Origin of the sequence: Sphingomonas sp. 2R-10, assembly GCF_030062225.1 — a bacterium.
In the GTDB taxonomy this organism is placed as follows: Bacteria; Pseudomonadota; Alphaproteobacteria; order Sphingomonadales; family Sphingomonadaceae; genus Sphingomonas.
In genome coordinates, this window is the sequence record NZ_JASCXF010000050.1 from 17,132 (window position 1) to 31,146 (window position 14,015).

The following is a 14,015-nucleotide window of genomic DNA, read 5'->3' on the forward strand; positions in this document are numbered from 1 at the left end:
TAACGCCGGCTTCGTTCCTTTGCGTGAACCGGCGGGTCGCATGTCATTGCCGGCGGACGACTGCCGTGGTCAGCCCGGCGACCGCCGCCTGTCGCATCAGCGCCTGGACCGTCGGTGCGCCGGTCCCGACCGGCAGCATCACCCGCGCGCTGGAGCGACCGTTACCGACGGTTTCGGGAAAGGTCGTCGCGCGACTGGGACGCTGTGCCCCCTGCTGGCGGACGAACGCCGCCACCGCGTCGCTGGGGCCGGTCACCGTCAGTTCGGGGCCACCCGTCGCCGGGCCGAAACCGCAGCCCGCCAGCAGCATTGCCGCCGCGATCGTCGCGTAAAGTCGCATCCTGTCCCCATTCTCGCTCGCCGCGTGATCGCGGTCATGGTGTCCAAGCTGACACGCGCGACCGTGGGGCGCAATGGGGTACGCCCTTACCCCAGCGCTTCGTCCAGCAGGCGCGCGAGGCGCAGGCCGCCCTTCTTCACCTGATCCTGCGCGATCGGCACCAGCCGGGCGATGGTCGCATCGTCCAGCTTGACCCGCTGTGCGCTCTTGGGGGCGCAGGCGTCGCCGCCATAGGCGGGGGCATAGGCATAGTCGCGGCTGACGGCCCAGCTGTCGCGGCTCCAGTCCTCGACGCTGCCGGCCTGCACCGGCGCACGCTCGGCGGCGGTGTAGGTGCGCAGGATGGTCGGCGGGGTGCTGATCGCGCGTTCGGCCAGCGGCCCGTCCCAGATCGAATGCAGGTTGAAGCGTTCGGGGCCATAGACGCCGTAATCCGCCTTCACCCGGTTGCCGCCCAGGTCGCCGCGGTCGCCGGCATGGAGCGGCATGTGCAGGTCGCCGACGAAATGGACGAGGAACGCCAGCGCCATCACCTTTTCGCGCATCGGGACCTTCGGATCCTTCAGCAGCTTCACGTCGCGTTCGATCTGTGCCGACACGCAATTGCCGTCCCTGCACGCCGATTTCAGGTCGAACGGTTTGCACACATCGACATTCTGGTAATGCCACGAATACGCATAGCTGAAGCGTTCGCCGAGCGGCTTCACGCAATCGGCCCAGACGCTGGCCTGTTCGAGGGTGCGTGCCGGACAGGTAGGCGTTTCGAGCAGCGCCTGATGTTTGAGAATACGCTCGATCGCGGCACGGGTTTCGGGGCGGACGTTCAGCCGGGCGATCGTCGCGACGCTTTCATGGCCGAATTCCCAATAGGCATAGGCCGGGGAGGTCGCGAAGACGCAGACGAGCGCGAGGATCAGGCGGCGAATCATGGATTTGGCCCTTACGCGCTTCCCCGCCGGCTGCAAGCGCGCGTTACGGGCGGCTGGTTTCGTACAGCTCCAGCGGCAGGCCGTCGGGGTCGGCGAAGAAGGTGAAGCGCTGTCCGGTATGCTCGTCGATCCGCACCGGTTCGCACGCGACGCCATGGGCGGCGAGACGGGTGACCTCGGCATCGATGTCGGCGACGGTGAAGGCAAGGTGGCGCAAGCCGAGCGCTTCGGGATGCGACGGGCGGGGTGGCGCGGCGGGGAAGGTGAACAGTTCGATCTGCGCACCCGGGATCGTCATGTCGCATTTCCACGACTGCCGCTCGGCCCGCCATATCTCGCGGACGATCGCGAAGCCCAGCACGTCGGCGTAGAACGCCTTCGACCGGGCATAGTCCGAGGCGATGATCGCGACATGATGGAGGCCGGCCAGACCGCTCATCCCTCGTCGCCATAGATCGCGACGTGGCGCGTGCCGCCCTGCGACACGCGGCCACGATACATGCCGGGCGTGGTCAGGCTCCACGCGGCGTCGCCGTCGGGGCCGACGACGATGACGCCACCGGTGCCGCCCAGTGCCTTCGTCTCGGCAAGCACGGTGTCGGCGGCGACCTGCAACGGCTCGCCGGTGAAGCGGATGCGCGCCGCGATCTCGTGGCCGACGCCGATGCGGATGAAGAACTCGCCCGATCCGGTCGCCGACATCGCACAGGCGCGGTCGTCGGCATAGGTGCCCGCCCCGATCAGCGGCGAATCACCGACCCGGCCCCAACGTTTGGCGGTCACGCCGCCGGTCGAGGTCGCGGCGGCGACATGGCCCGCGCCGTCGACCGCGACCGCGCCGACCGTGCCGTATTTCATGTCGACGTCGAACCAGTTGTCGGGATCGGCCTTCATCGCCTCCAGCTGCGCGCGCCGCTCGGCGGTCATGAACCAGTCGGGGGCGACCTGTTCGATGTCCTGTTCGGCGGCGAAGGTGTCGGCGCCCCGGCCGGCGAGCAGGACGTGCGGGCTGTGGTCCATCACCGCGCGGGCGAGGGTGACGGGGTGGCGGCTGCGGGTGACGCCGGCGACGGCACCGGCGCGGCGGTCACGCCCGTCCATGATCGCGGCGTCGAGCTCGATCGTGCCGTCGAAGGTCAGCACCGCGCCGCGTCCGGAATTGAAGGTCGGGTCGTCCTCCAGCACGCGCACCGCCGCCTCGACCGCGTCGAGCGCGCTGCCCCCGTGCGACAGCACCGCCTCGCCCGCTGCAAGCGCGGCGTCGAGCCCGGCGCGGGCGGCGGCATCGGTTTCGGCGCCGACCGTCTCGCGCGTCAGGATGCCGGCGCCGCCATGTACCAGCAGGGTCCACGGGCGGGGGGAAGGAATAGACATTGCGTGATCCTGCTTGGCGGTTTGCCGCCTGCTAGCAGATCGCGGGAGCGGCGCCACCCTTGCGCGGGCGCGGCGGCGTCACGCCCAGCAGGATGCCGAGCGGCGGCAGGGCGCGCGCGAGCCAGCAGGCGGCGATGCAGGCGAGCACCGTCGCCGCCAGCAGCACGGCGGCCTCGATCCACGGGTTCAGCGCCAGCGGCAGGGTGAACCACGTCACCAGCACGATCACCGGATGATGGACGATATAGGCGGGAAACACCGCCCGGCCGAGCGGTGCGCGCCAGCGATGGTCGCGGTTGGCGAAACGGTCGGCAAGGCAGAACAACGTCAGGACCATCGACCAGCCCATGATCGATCGCGCGGCGCGGTTGGCGGCCATCGCGGCATGGGGCGGCACGGTATCGCCGGGATAGCGCAGCTCGACGGCGACCACGATCGCCCCGGCCGCCACCGCGAGCAGCGCGGCCGTGCCGGCATGGCGACGGAGCGCGCGCCACAATGCCGGTCGCCGGGCGATCAGGAACCCCAGCGCGAACAGCGGCAGATATTGCGAATGGCCCGCCACATCGTGCAGCAGCCCCTGACCCTCCGGCACCACGAACAGCGCGGCGAGCCGCACGCCCGTCATCACCGCGATCGGCGCCCACAGCAGCCGGGCATCGACCGCCAGCCACGACGCCGCCCGGTCCGTCCACCGCGCCGCCGGTTCCCATGCGACGAAGCCCGCCAACAGCATCGAATAGCACCACAGATAGACGAGGAACCACAGATGTTCCCAGCTGGGAAAGGCGACGCCGTAATAGGTTCCGAACCGCCAGCCATCGATCAGCCAGAAGCGCAGATAGCCATGGGGATAGCCCGCCTCCATCACCCGCACCCACATTTCGGCGGGAACGATCGCCAGCATTCCGAACGACAGCGGGATCAGCAGCCGGCGCGTTCGGGAACCGGCAAAGGCCCATGGCGCGCCTGCGCGCGCGACCAGTGTCGCGCTGGCATAGCCGGATACCGCGAACAACAGCCCCAGTCGCCACGGCGTCACCAGAGCCATCGGTGCGATCAGCGCGTCATAGGCATGGCCGGTCGTCACGACCCAGCGCCACGGGCTGAACGCCAGTGCGATATGGTATACGATGAGAACGGCGAAGGCGGCGATGCGGAGCCAGTCGAGGCCATAATGTCGTGACGATGTGCTGATGATCGCTGCAGCCAATTCCCGTTCCCGACGCGACTTTCGCGTGAAGCAATGCGCGGCTATATCAGGGACCAAGTAACCCAAACGTTAGCGAGAAGCGCATGTCGATCCGCCCATGGCGCGATATTCACCGCCGGCAAAGCCGCAAGATCATGGTCGGCAACGTGCCCGTCGGCGGCGACGCCCCGGTGACGGTGCAGACCATGACCAACACCGACACGTCCGACGCCGTCGCGACGATCGACCAGATCCGTCGCTGCGAAGAGGCGGGCGCCGACATCATCCGCGTGTCGTGTCCCGACGTGCCCAGCACCGCCGCGCTGCGCCAGATCACGCGGGCCGCGCGCGTGCCGATCGTCGCCGACATCCATTTCCACTACAAGCGTGCGCTGGAAGCGGCCGATGCGGGTGCCGCCTGCCTGCGGATCAACCCGGGCAATATCGGGTCGAACGATCGCGTCGCCGAAGTCGTGCGCGCGGCCAAGGCCAATGGCTGTGCGATCCGTATCGGCGTGAACGGCGGGAGCCTCGAAAAGCATCTGCTCGAAAAATATGGCGAGCCATGCCCCGACGCGCTGGTCGAGTCGGCGATGGACCATATCAAGCTGTTGCAGGACCATGACTTCCACGAGTTCAAGGTCGCGGTGAAGGCATCCGACCTGTTCATGGCGGTCGCGGCGTACCAGCAGCTGGCCGACATGGTCGACTGCCCGCTGCATCTGGGCATTACCGAGGCGGGCGGCTTCGTCGGCGGGACGGTCAAGTCGTCGATCGGCATCGGATCGCTGCTGTGGTTCGGGATCGGCGACACGATTCGCGTGTCGCTGTCGGCCGAGCCCGAGGAGGAAATCCGCGTCGGGTTCGAAATTCTTAAAAGCCTGGGCATCCGCAACCGCGGCGTGCGCGTGGTGTCGTGCCCGTCGTGCGCGCGGCAGGGGTTCGACGTGATCCGCACCGTGCAGGCGCTGGAGGAACGGTTGCAGCATATCCGCACGCCGATGTCGCTGTCGGTGCTCGGCTGCGTCGTCAACGGTCCGGGGGAAGCGCGCGAAACCGATATCGGCATCACCGGCGGCGGCAACGGCAAGCACATGGTCTATCTGTCGGGGGTCACCGACCACCATGTCCAGGACGCCGACATGATCGAGCACATCGTCAAACTGGTTGAGGCGAAGGCGGCGGAGATCGACGCGGCAAGCGCGGCGGTGCCGCAGGCGGCGGAGTAGGGGGCGATCAAATCCCGCCGGACCGTTCGTGCCCAGCAGGGGCTGAGCGCAGTCGAAATGGCTACTCGGGACGAACGGAATGGCTTGCGTGGCTAACCCTGGGTGTTTGATCCATCCGTATGGAAACGTCACCCCAGCGAAGGCTGGGGTCTCCATCGGCTCCTGCTGCGCGCTACCACCGGGAGATCCCAGCCTTCGCCGGGATGACGCCCGTTTCAATAGGGATGGATCAAACTCTAACCCTAAGACCCGCCCAGCACGTTCACGCTGAACGCGACCACGCCGAGGTTGAAGACGAACGCGATGACGCAGTGGCCGGTCACCGTGCGCCGCATCGTGCGCGAGGTGATCGATACGTCCGACGTCTGGAACGTCATGCCCAGCGTGAAGGCGAAATAGACGAAGTCCCAGTAATCGGGTTCGTCCGTACCGGGCACGTCGATGCCGCCGTCATCCTTGCCGTCCTCGCCGGCGGTGTAGAACAGATGGGCGTAATGCAGCGCATAGACGGTGTTGGCGAACGCCCATGCCAGCAGCAGCGTCGCCACCACCAGCATCACCGTCCCCGCGCCCGGGCTGCCGCGCTGGCCCAGTTCGACGCCGATCGCCGCCAGCACGACGATCGCGATCCCCGCCGACAGCAGCAGCAGCAGCGTGCGGTTGGCGTCGTTGCGCAGCGCGGCGGCGCGCATCGCGTCGGTCGATGCCCCGAGCAGCGGGATGCACGACAGCAGGAACACGACCGCCCCGGCATCGAACGCCAGCGGCACGCCGCTGCGCCATCCGAACGTCGGGATGCTCCACAGCCCGATCGCCCCGGCGACCAGCGCGAAGGCGATGAAGCGCGGCGGCGCGATGCGTTGACCCAGATCGAGCGACATGGGTGCGCTGTATCGCACCGCCACGTCGTCCGGAAGCGGCCCGGCCGTCCCGTCGACGGGAAAGCCGGGCGCGGGACCGGTTCAGTTCTTGATCGTCACGATGCCGACCGCTTTGTCCTTGGTCGATGCGTTCGCGGCGATGGTCTTTACCTTGACCGCCTTGGGCTTGCGGACTTCCTTGTTCGACTTCTGCTGGCTCTTCGCCATGATGCTGTCCTTCGCGGGCGAGGCGCCCGGCCGCGAGCCTACACCATCCACGCCCCGGCCCTTGCATCGAATCGGTACGCACGCGACAGCGATGCCGCCCGCCGTTCGCAAAGGTTCGCCCATGTCCACCCCGCCGTCCAGCTTGCGCGCCTTCCTCGTCGCCGGGGGCGGAATCATGGTCTACACGGTCATGGACGCGCTGATGAAGCAGCTGTCGATCGACAGCGGGGCGTACAATGCGGTGCTGTGGCGTTCGGCGGTGGGTGCGGTGCTGTGCGGCGTGCTGTTCGTCGCGCGACGCGGGCGGTGGCCGGCATGGGGCGTGCTGAAGCTGCATATCGGGCGCGGGGTCGCCGCCGGATCGTCGGTCGTGCTGTTCTTCTGGGGACTGGCGCGGGTGCCGATGGCGCAGGGAGTGGCGCTGACCTTCCTCGCGCCGCTGATCGCGCTGTATCTCGCCGCGTTGTTCCTCGGCGAGACGATCCGGCGTGCGGCGATCGTCGGATCGGTCGTCGCGTCGGCGGGCGTGCTGGTGATCGCGGCGGGCGAGGTGCAGGCCGATGCGTCGACGCAGGCGGTGCTCGGCAGCCTGGCGTGCGTCGCGGCATCGATCCTGTACGCCGGCAGCCTGATCCTGCTGCGGCAACAGGCGCAGGCCGCCGATCCGCTGGCGGTGGCGCTGTTCTCCAACCTCGTCATCGGCACGATGCTGTTGCCCGCCGTGCCGTGGCTGGGCGGCCTGCCGGTGCCGTCGCAATATGGGCCGCTGCTGGGGGCGGCGCTGCTCAACATCGCATCGGTGATGGCGCTCGCCTGGGCCTATGCCCGGGCCGAGGCGCAGGTGCTGGCGCCGGTCGAATACAGCGCGTTCGTGTGGGCGGCGCTGGCCGGATGGATCGTGTTCGGCGAGACGGTGTCGCCCTATACCGTCGTCGGCGCGCTGCTGATCGTCGCGGGATGCGTGGTCGCGGTGCGGCGGCGGGTGCCGGCGGTGCAGAGCGAGGCGGGGGCATGAGCGTCGATACCGGACTGATCGACTGGGTCGGGGAGGCGCTGGCGCCGATCGGGCAGGTGAGTTTCCGGCGGATGATGGGCGGGGCGACGCTTTACCTCGACGGGGCCGTCTTCGCGATCGTGCTGGACGACGTGCTGTGGTTCAAGTCGGACGCGGTCGCCGATCCGGTCTGGGACGCGGCGGGGTGCGTGCGCTTCACCTATGCGCGCAAGGACGGGACGACCGCGACGATGAACTATCGCCGTGCGCCCGACGACGTGCTCGACGATGGCGATGCGATGCTGGAATGGGCCCGGATCGCGGTGGAGGCGGGGCGGCGGGCGCCGGTGAAGCGCAAGCGGGCGAAGGGGTGATCGCCCGGAAGGCTGCTTCACCCCGTTCGAACCAGACGTCATCCCGGCACGGCCGGGATATCCCGGTGACAGGGCGCGACGGGGGCCGCTTGAAACCTCGGCCTTCGCCGGGGTGACGTTCACGAAGATTGTGGCGAGACGGGCTGCGTCCCGTCCCCGAAAAGAAACGGGCGGGGAAATCCCCGCCCGCGGCATCAGCGACCCGGCACGTCGTATTCGTGCGGTTCCTCGCCCTTGGCCTTCGCCTCGTTGTAGCGTTCGATCGCTTCCAGCGTGATCTGCCTGGCTTCCTCGGCACCGCCCCAGGTACCGATGCGGACCCACTTCTTCTTTTCGAGGTCCTTGTAGTGGGTGAAGAAGTGCTCGATCTGCTCGAACACGATCTCGGGCAGGTCGGCGCGTTCGCCGACGTTGCTGTAATAGGGGAAGGTCGAATCGACCGGCACGCAGACCAGCTTCTCGTCGCCGCCGGCCTCGTCCTCGAGGTTCAGCACCGCGATCGGGCGGGCGCGGACGACGCAGCCGGGGATGAAGGGCGAGCGCGACACGACCAGCGCGTCGAGCGGATCGCCATCGGGCGACAGGGTGTGCGGCACGAAGCCGTAATTCGCGGGATAGCGCATCGGCGTGTGCAGGATGCGATCGACGAACAGCGCGCCCGACGCCTTGTCGAATTCATACTTCACCGGTTCGCCACCGGTCGGAACTTCGATGATGACGTTAAGGCTGCTGGGCGGATTGTCGCCGACGGGCACCATATCGATGCGCATTAATACTACTCCCTCGTCTCGCGCCTGCGCGCGGTAGAGGCGCCCTTTACCCGTTATTCACGAACGATGAAGCTGCTTTTCCTGCGAATCGTTTCGGAAACGACCACCCGGTCCCGATCCGGGACCGGATGGTCGCTCCGCCTACTTCGCGGTGAGCAGGCGATCGAGCCCGCCGTCGCCCGCGCCGACCTTCTCGAGGCGGGGATAACGGTGGCCTTCGAAATAGGGGATCGCGATCTCGCGCACGGCATCGTCCATGCGGACGGTCAGGCGGATGGGGTCCTTCGTCCCCTTCGCCGCGCCCACCGCGTCGCGCAGGCGGTCGGGGGTATAGGCCGTGCCGTTCACTGCGACGATGGTGGTGCCGGTCTCGAACCCCGCCTTGAACGCGGGGCTGCCCCACATCACGCTGCCGACCTTGCCCTCCTTGTTGGCGGTCAGCCCCAGCGAATAGGGCAGCGAGACGCCGCCGCCGCTCTTCTCGCGACCCTTCAGATAGGTCGTCGGCGTGTCGGTATAGACGATGCGGTAGCCGTTGGCGGCAAAGCCGTCGATCGGCGCGCGGTCGGTACGCGCGTTCAGCCGCTTGTCGAGGAAACCGGCCCAGTCATAGGGCTGGATGCCGTTCAGCGTCTTGACGACATCGGCCAGCGTATAGGGCAGCACGCCCCAGTCGCCGTCGCGCATCCCGAAGAAGGCGCGGGCGAAGTCGTCCATCGACTTCGTACCGCCCGACTGTTTCCGGAGGATCGAATCGACCTCCATCCACACCAGCAGCCCTTCGTTGTAGTAGTCCTCCGACCGCTGCCAGCTGACCCAGCCCTTGGGGCGCCGGGCAGAGATGACGGGATCGTTGGTGGTATCGATCAGCGGGCGCCACTGGCGACCCTCGCGCGCGTCGAGTGCGGCGGCGATGTCGGCATAGGCGTCGAGCGTGTCCTGCTTCGACACGAGGCCGGAACGCGCCTGGAGGACATAGCCCCAGAATTGCGTCTGCCCCTCATAGACCCACAGCAGCGAGTTGCGCATCGGCGTGCGGAAATCGGGCGTGAACAGGTCCGCGCCGCGACGATATTTCCCGTCCCAGCTATGGGTGAATTCGTGCGGCAACAGGTTGCGTTCGCCCGGCCCCGCATTCCAGTCGGTGAAATAGCCCGGATCGACGCCGTTCTCCGACGACCGGTGATGTTCGAGGCCGATCGATCCCATCTTGTCGGTGATCGACAGCAGGAATTCGTATTTGTCGTAATGCTGCGCGCCGAACAGTTTGACCGCCTGTTCGACCAGCCGGGTGTGCGCCGCGATCTGTTCGGGGGTCGCCGCCAGTTCGGACGGCTTGTCGGCGACGACGTTGAGACCGACCCGATCGGTCAGCGGGAAGCGCTTGAAATACTTGCCGGCGAAGACCGGCGAATCGATCAGCGTTTCGTAGCTGGTGCGCTCATAGCGGTAGACGCCGCCCTGCACCTTCGACGGCAGGCCCGATGCGGCGGTCCAGCCGGCGGGGTAGCGTACGCTGGCCTCTACGGGCACGCGCCGGGTGTAATAGCCCGCGGGATACAGGCTGACCGCTTCGAACTGCAGGTTGAGCATTTCGGGGGTCACCACGATGCGACCCTGTTCCCCCTGCGTCGCCGACAGGAACTGGAATTGAACATCGAGATTCTTCGCACCGGCCGGCACGTCGATGTGGAACGCGAACATGTCGAGCACGTCGCGGGTCCATGGCAGCTCGCGGCCATTGGCGCGTACGACCAGCCCGGCCAGCTTCTCGATCTCGCCACGTGGCCCGTGCTTTCCGGGCAGCCACTTGGGCATCAGCAGCACCATGTGGCCAGCGCGTGCCACGGGGATCGTTTCCTTGACGCGGAAGATGCCCTGCACCGTGTCGGTCGCATCGACGTCCAGCTTGATCGTGCCCGGATAATCGATGTCGCGTGCGGCGGGTACGGTGTCGACGATCGGCGTCGGCTGCGGCAGGGTGTTGCCCGTCGGGTTGATCTGCTGCGCGGCGGCGGGAAGAGCGGTGGTGGTCAGCAACAATGCGGCAAGAACGGTACGCAAGGGCAGGGGCTTCCTTCAGGGCAGGATATGCTTCACCGGATGCTTACCATCGCGGGTGTAGCGGATAGGCCATGTATCAGCCCAACTCCTTGTCCTTGCAAGTCGAACCCGACCGGCGTCCCGCGTCCGCCGTATCGTCGGGCGTGGGATTGGCGGGGCTGGCCGGGCTGTTCGCGTGGATCGCGATCGCGTGGCATTACGGGATGGACGGTCCCTATGCCGCGCTGGTCAACGTCGCCGCGTGCGCGCTGCCGATGGTGCTGTGGTCGCTGCTGGTCGACAAGGTGCATCACAACCCGTCGACCGGCATCGACTGGAACAACGTCCGGCCGTGGCGCGAGACGGTGGAGATCAGCCTGACCAAGCTGGCCGGGCTGTGGATCACATGGGGCCTGATTGCCGCCATCTATGCCACCGGGCGCTTCTATTGGGAGGGCGGCTTCGCCTTTTCGATGTGGGTGTTCGGCTGGGTGGCGGTGCCGCTGTTCGTGCTGTCCATTCCCTACATGCTGTGGATCGACCGGCGGCTGGTCGAGCCGAAGGACGGCTGCTGGGCGCTGGGCGCATGGGCGATGCACCTCGACGAGCCGATCGACCGGGACGCCATCTGGAACCACCTGCGCGGCTGGGCGGTGAAGGCGTTCTTCCTCGCCTTCATGCTGGCGATCGTGCCGCCGGGGTTCGGCGAGTTCATCCGGACGCAGCGCTCGGCGATCCTGACCGGGCCGGTGCCGCTGGCGAACTGGCTCATCACCTTCATGTTCGTCATCGACGTGGCGTTCGCGACCGCGGGCTACATCCTCGCGATGCGGCCGCTCGACAGCCATATCCGCAGCGCCACGCCCTATGCCGCGGGCTGGTCGGCGGCGCTGATGTGCTATCCGCCGTTCATCCTGATGGCGAATGGCGGCCCGCTCGACTACCATCCTGGTACGGCGGACTGGACCTATTGGCTGGCCGATCATCCGGTGCTGTTGTGGATCGTCGGCGCGGTGCTTGTGGCGCTGACCGCGATCTACGCGTGGGCGACGATGGCGTTCGGGCTGCGGTTTTCGAACCTCACGCATCGCGGCATCCTGACGCACGGGCCCTATGCGTTCAGCCGGCATCCGGCGTACCTGTCGAAGAACCTGTTCTGGTGGATCTCGACGATCCCCATCCTGACCACGGCCGACAGCTGGACCTCGGCGGCGCGCAGTACCGCGATCCTCGCCTGCGTCAGCGGCGTCTATTACTGGCGGGCGAAGACCGAGGAACGGCATCTGGGCGCGGACCCGGTGTACCGGGCGTATAGCGCATGGATGGTGCGGCGGGGATTGGTGACCAGCCTCTTCAGATCCTCCCCGGCACGGGGAGGGGGACCGTCCGCGTAGCGGATGGTGGAGGGGAATCGCAGCGCAACGCGACGGTAGCGTATGCCGCCCGCCCCCTCCACCATGCTGCGCATGGTTCCCCTCCCCGTGCCGGGGAGGACGAGAAGTTAGAAGCTGTATTCGTCGTAGACCTTCGACAGGTCGCCGCTCCATTCGCCGGCGAACTTGTTGAGCAGCACCTGTGCCGGCACCTTGCCCGATCGCACGACCTCGCGCAGCGGTTCGATGAAGCCGCTCTCGTCCTCGCCCGAGACGCTCAGGCGGCGGCGGGCGCTGAGGCCGCGGCCGGCGATGTCGAGCACCTCGCCCGCCACGTCGCGCAAGCGTCCGCCACCGGGCAGCGGCGCGTCGAGGCCGAGCGCGGGGACGGAGTCGCGCAGGTGCTGGCGGTCCTCGATCGACCAGTGCTTCACGAGGTCCCATGCCGCGTCGAGCGCGCCCTGGTCGTAGAGCAGCCCGACCCACAGTGCCGGCAGCGCGCAGATGCGGTTCCAGGGGCCGCCATCGGCGCCGCGCATCTCGAGGAACGTCTTGAGGCGGACTTCGGGGAAGGCGGTCGACAGATGGTCGGCCCAGTCGTCGATGGTCGGCTTCTCGCCCGGCAGGACCGACAGCTGGCCCTTCAGGAAGTCGCGGAACGACAGGCCGGCGGCATCGATGTAGCGGCCGTCGCGGTAGACGAAGTACATCGGCACATCGAGGGCATAGTCGGTATAGCGATCATAGCCGAACCCGTCCTCGAACACGAACGGCAGCATGCCGGTACGCGCCGGATCGGTATCGGACCAGATATGCGAGCGGTACGACAGCTGGCCGTTGGGCAGGCCGTCGGTGAACGGCGAATTGGCGAACAGCGCGGTCGCGAGCGGCTGGAGCGCAAGGCCGACGCGGAATTTCTGAACCATGTCGGCTTCGCTCGAATAATCGAGGTTCACCTGGATCGTGCAGGTGCGCAGCATCATGTCGAGCCCCATCGTGCCGACGCGCGGCATATGGTTCAGCATGATGCCGTAGCGCCCCTTGGGCATGATCGGCAGTTCGTCGCGGCGCTTGTCGGGCCACATGCCAAGGCCGAGGAACCCGAGGCCCAGTTCGTCGCCGATCGCCTTTACCTGATCGAGGTGACGGCCGGTCTCGGCGCAGGTCTGGTGCAGGTTTTCGAGCGGCGCGCCCGACAGCTCGAACTGCCCGGCGGGTTCGAGGCTGACCGAACCGTCCCGGCCGGTCAGCGCGATGACCTTGCCCCCCTCCTCGACCGGGCGCCAGCCGAAGCGTTCGAGACCGGCAAGCAGGTCGCGGATGCCACCGGGTTCGTCATAGGACGGGGCGGCGTGATCGGTGGTGCGATAGACGAACTTCTCGTGCTCGGTCCCGATCCGCCAGCGTTCCGCCGGCTTCTCGCCCCCGGCGAAATAGGCGATCAGCTGTGCGCGGTCCTCGATGACCGCTGCGCTGTTGTCCGAAACGGTCTTCGTGCTCATGATCGCGCCCATACGCCCAGGTGAAAGGCCGCGCTAGGGGGCTGTGATTGATGCAGGTATAGCGTGGCTACCAGTCGCCCGCCGCCGCCATCCACAGCGCGGTCGCCGCCGCCGCCGCCGTTTCGGCCCGCAGGATGCGCGGGCCGAGCGCCATGCCGACCGCCTGCGGATGGGCGCGGATCGCTTCGCGTTCCTCCGGATCGAAGCCGCCTTCGGGCCCGATCAGGATCGCCGCCGGTCCGGGCCGGCCGCGCATCGCGTCGAGGGCAGGGACGCCGCCGGTCTCGTCGGCGAAGAACAGCGCGCGGTCGGCGGGCCAGTCGCGCAGCAGCGCGGCGAGCTTCACCGGTTCGGCCAGTGCCGGCAGCGCGGTGCGGCCGCATTGCTCCGCCGCCTCGATCGCATGGGTGCGCAGCCGGTCGAGGTTGAGGCGATCGACCACCGTGCGCCGCGTCAGCACCGGCACGATCCGGTCGACGCCCAGCTCGCACGCCTTTTCGATCGTCCAGTCGATCCGCCCCTTCTTGGTCGGCGCGATGCACAGCCACAGGTCGGGTACGACCTCGCGCTCGCGCAGCCGTTCGGCGATGGCGAGGACCAGGTCGCGCTTGCGGACTTCGGTGGCGTGGCCAAGCCATTCGCCGGTCGCATCGTCGAACAGGCGGACGACGTCGCCGTCCTTCACGCGCATCACCGACAACAGGTAATGTGCCTGCGCACCGTCGAGGCGGATGCGTGCGCCGTCGCCGAGCGGCTGGTCGACGAACAGGCGGGGGGACGAATCGGGCGGCCAGGCGGGGGTAGCGG

Annotated in this window: 15 protein-coding genes; 4 read left to right on the plus strand and 11 right to left on the minus strand. The window is 67.8% G+C overall.

What is annotated here, in order from left to right:
• Positions 1-43 precede the first annotated feature (43 nt).
• From QLH51_RS17805 to QLH51_RS17825, 5 genes are all read right to left on the minus strand, one after another.
• Positions 44-340, minus strand: coding sequence for a hypothetical protein (locus tag QLH51_RS17805; protein ID WP_125659607.1), 297 nt, complete (start codon positions 338-340; stop codon positions 44-46).
• An 86-nt stretch (positions 341-426) separates the two neighbouring features.
• Entirely contained in the window at positions 427-1,269 is an 843-nt protein-coding gene (locus tag QLH51_RS17810; RefSeq protein WP_125659604.1) for a S1/P1 nuclease, read from the minus strand.
• A 43-nt stretch (positions 1,270-1,312) separates the two neighbouring features.
• Positions 1,313-1,708: an SMU1112c/YaeR family gloxylase I-like metalloprotein gene (gloA2, locus tag QLH51_RS17815; protein WP_206429120.1), complete on the minus strand. Its 396-nt coding sequence runs from the start codon at positions 1,706-1,708 to the stop codon at positions 1,313-1,315.
• Positions 1,705-2,643 carry an isoaspartyl peptidase/L-asparaginase family protein gene (locus QLH51_RS17820; protein WP_125659600.1) on the minus strand — a complete coding sequence of 313 codons (939 nt, stop codon included), beginning with the start codon at positions 2,641-2,643 and terminating at the stop codon, positions 1,705-1,707. Before QLH51_RS17820 ends, gloA2 begins: the two co-directional genes overlap by 4 nt.
• Positions 2,644-2,674: 31 nt before the next feature.
• On the minus strand, positions 2,675-3,856 hold the full coding sequence (locus QLH51_RS17825; protein WP_164516179.1) for an acyltransferase family protein: 1,182 nt from the start codon (positions 3,854-3,856) through the stop codon (positions 2,675-2,677).
• Positions 3,857-3,939: 83 nt separating this feature from the next.
• Here QLH51_RS17825 and ispG point away from each other — a divergent pair, with 83 nt between their 5' ends.
• A complete protein-coding gene (ispG, locus tag QLH51_RS17830) occupies positions 3,940-5,064 on the plus strand; it encodes a flavodoxin-dependent (E)-4-hydroxy-3-methylbut-2-enyl-diphosphate synthase (RefSeq protein WP_125659594.1) in 1,125 nt (374 codons plus the stop codon).
• Between the two features lie 242 nt (positions 5,065-5,306).
• Here the strand turns inward: ispG and QLH51_RS17835 are convergent, their stop codons facing one another.
• Positions 5,307-5,945 (minus strand): DUF1345 domain-containing protein, encoded by a 639-nt coding sequence (locus tag QLH51_RS17835; protein WP_125659592.1) that lies wholly within the window; start codon positions 5,943-5,945, stop codon positions 5,307-5,309.
• Between the two features lie 81 nt (positions 5,946-6,026).
• Complete coding sequence (locus QLH51_RS17840) at positions 6,027-6,152, minus strand: hypothetical protein (protein WP_283514651.1); 126 nt, start codon at positions 6,150-6,152, stop codon at positions 6,027-6,029.
• A 121-nt stretch (positions 6,153-6,273) separates the two neighbouring features.
• Here QLH51_RS17840 and QLH51_RS17845 point away from each other — a divergent pair, with 121 nt between their 5' ends.
• Together QLH51_RS17845 and QLH51_RS17850 are read left to right on the plus strand one after the other, a co-directional pair.
• A complete protein-coding gene (locus tag QLH51_RS17845) occupies positions 6,274-7,167 on the plus strand; it encodes a DMT family transporter (protein WP_125659589.1) in 894 nt (297 codons plus the stop codon).
• Positions 7,164-7,520, plus strand: a complete 357-nt coding sequence (locus QLH51_RS17850; protein WP_125659586.1) for a TfoX/Sxy family protein — start codon at positions 7,164-7,166, stop codon at positions 7,518-7,520. Before QLH51_RS17845 ends, QLH51_RS17850 begins: the two co-directional genes overlap by 4 nt.
• A 194-nt stretch (positions 7,521-7,714) precedes the next feature.
• Here QLH51_RS17850 and ppa read toward each other — a convergent pair whose 3' ends face one another.
• Entirely contained in the window at positions 7,715-8,290 is a 576-nt protein-coding gene (gene ppa, locus QLH51_RS17855; protein ID WP_125659583.1) for an inorganic diphosphatase, read from the minus strand.
• Positions 8,291-8,431: 141 nt separating this feature from the next.
• Positions 8,432-10,354: a M61 family metallopeptidase gene (locus QLH51_RS17860; protein WP_125659580.1), complete on the minus strand. Its 1,923-nt coding sequence runs from the start codon at positions 10,352-10,354 to the stop codon at positions 8,432-8,434.
• A gap of 71 nt (positions 10,355-10,425) precedes the next feature.
• Here QLH51_RS17860 and QLH51_RS17865 point away from each other — a divergent pair, with 71 nt between their 5' ends.
• Positions 10,426-11,727, plus strand: coding sequence for an isoprenylcysteine carboxylmethyltransferase family protein (locus QLH51_RS17865; protein WP_125659577.1), 1,302 nt, complete (start codon positions 10,426-10,428; stop codon positions 11,725-11,727).
• 107 nt (positions 11,728-11,834) lie between these two features.
• Here the strand turns inward: QLH51_RS17865 and QLH51_RS17870 are convergent, their stop codons facing one another.
• Together QLH51_RS17870 and QLH51_RS17875 are read right to left on the minus strand one after the other, a co-directional pair.
• Positions 11,835-13,208 carry a glutamate--cysteine ligase gene (locus QLH51_RS17870; protein ID WP_125659574.1) on the minus strand — a complete coding sequence of 458 codons (1,374 nt, stop codon included), beginning with the start codon at positions 13,206-13,208 and terminating at the stop codon, positions 11,835-11,837.
• 67 nt (positions 13,209-13,275) lie between these two features.
• On the minus strand, positions 13,276-14,015 hold a 740-nt coding region (locus tag QLH51_RS17875), incomplete at its 5' end, for a 16S rRNA (uracil(1498)-N(3))-methyltransferase (RefSeq protein ID WP_283514652.1).

Excerpts from the sequence above, each read along its gene's own strand:
- QLH51_RS17805 (WP_125659607.1), bottom strand. The coding sequence starts at position 340 with ATGCGACTTTACGCGACGATCGCGGCGGCAATGCTGCTGGCGGGCTGC.
- QLH51_RS17810 (WP_125659604.1), bottom strand. The coding sequence starts at position 1,269 with ATGATTCGCCGCCTGATCCTCGCGCTCGTCTGCGTCTTCGCGACCTCC.
- gloA2 (WP_206429120.1), bottom strand. The coding sequence starts at position 1,708 with ATGAGCGGTCTGGCCGGCCTCCATCATGTCGCGATCATCGCCTCGGAC.
- QLH51_RS17820 (WP_125659600.1), bottom strand. The coding sequence starts at position 2,643 with ATGTCTATTCCTTCCCCCCGCCCGTGGACCCTGCTGGTACATGGCGGC.
- ispG (WP_125659594.1), top strand. The coding sequence starts at position 3,940 with ATGTCGATCCGCCCATGGCGCGATATTCACCGCCGGCAAAGCCGCAAG.
- QLH51_RS17835 (WP_125659592.1), bottom strand. The coding sequence starts at position 5,945 with ATGTCGCTCGATCTGGGTCAACGCATCGCGCCGCCGCGCTTCATCGCC.
- QLH51_RS17840 (WP_283514651.1), bottom strand. The coding sequence starts at position 6,152 with ATGGCGAAGAGCCAGCAGAAGTCGAACAAGGAAGTCCGCAAGCCCAAG.
- QLH51_RS17845 (WP_125659589.1), top strand. The coding sequence starts at position 6,274 with ATGTCCACCCCGCCGTCCAGCTTGCGCGCCTTCCTCGTCGCCGGGGGC.
- QLH51_RS17850 (WP_125659586.1), top strand. The coding sequence starts at position 7,164 with ATGAGCGTCGATACCGGACTGATCGACTGGGTCGGGGAGGCGCTGGCG.
- ppa (WP_125659583.1), bottom strand. The coding sequence starts at position 8,290 with ATGCGCATCGATATGGTGCCCGTCGGCGACAATCCGCCCAGCAGCCTT.
- QLH51_RS17865 (WP_125659577.1), top strand. The coding sequence starts at position 10,426 with ATGTATCAGCCCAACTCCTTGTCCTTGCAAGTCGAACCCGACCGGCGT.
- QLH51_RS17870 (WP_125659574.1), bottom strand. The coding sequence starts at position 13,208 with ATGAGCACGAAGACCGTTTCGGACAACAGCGCAGCGGTCATCGAGGAC.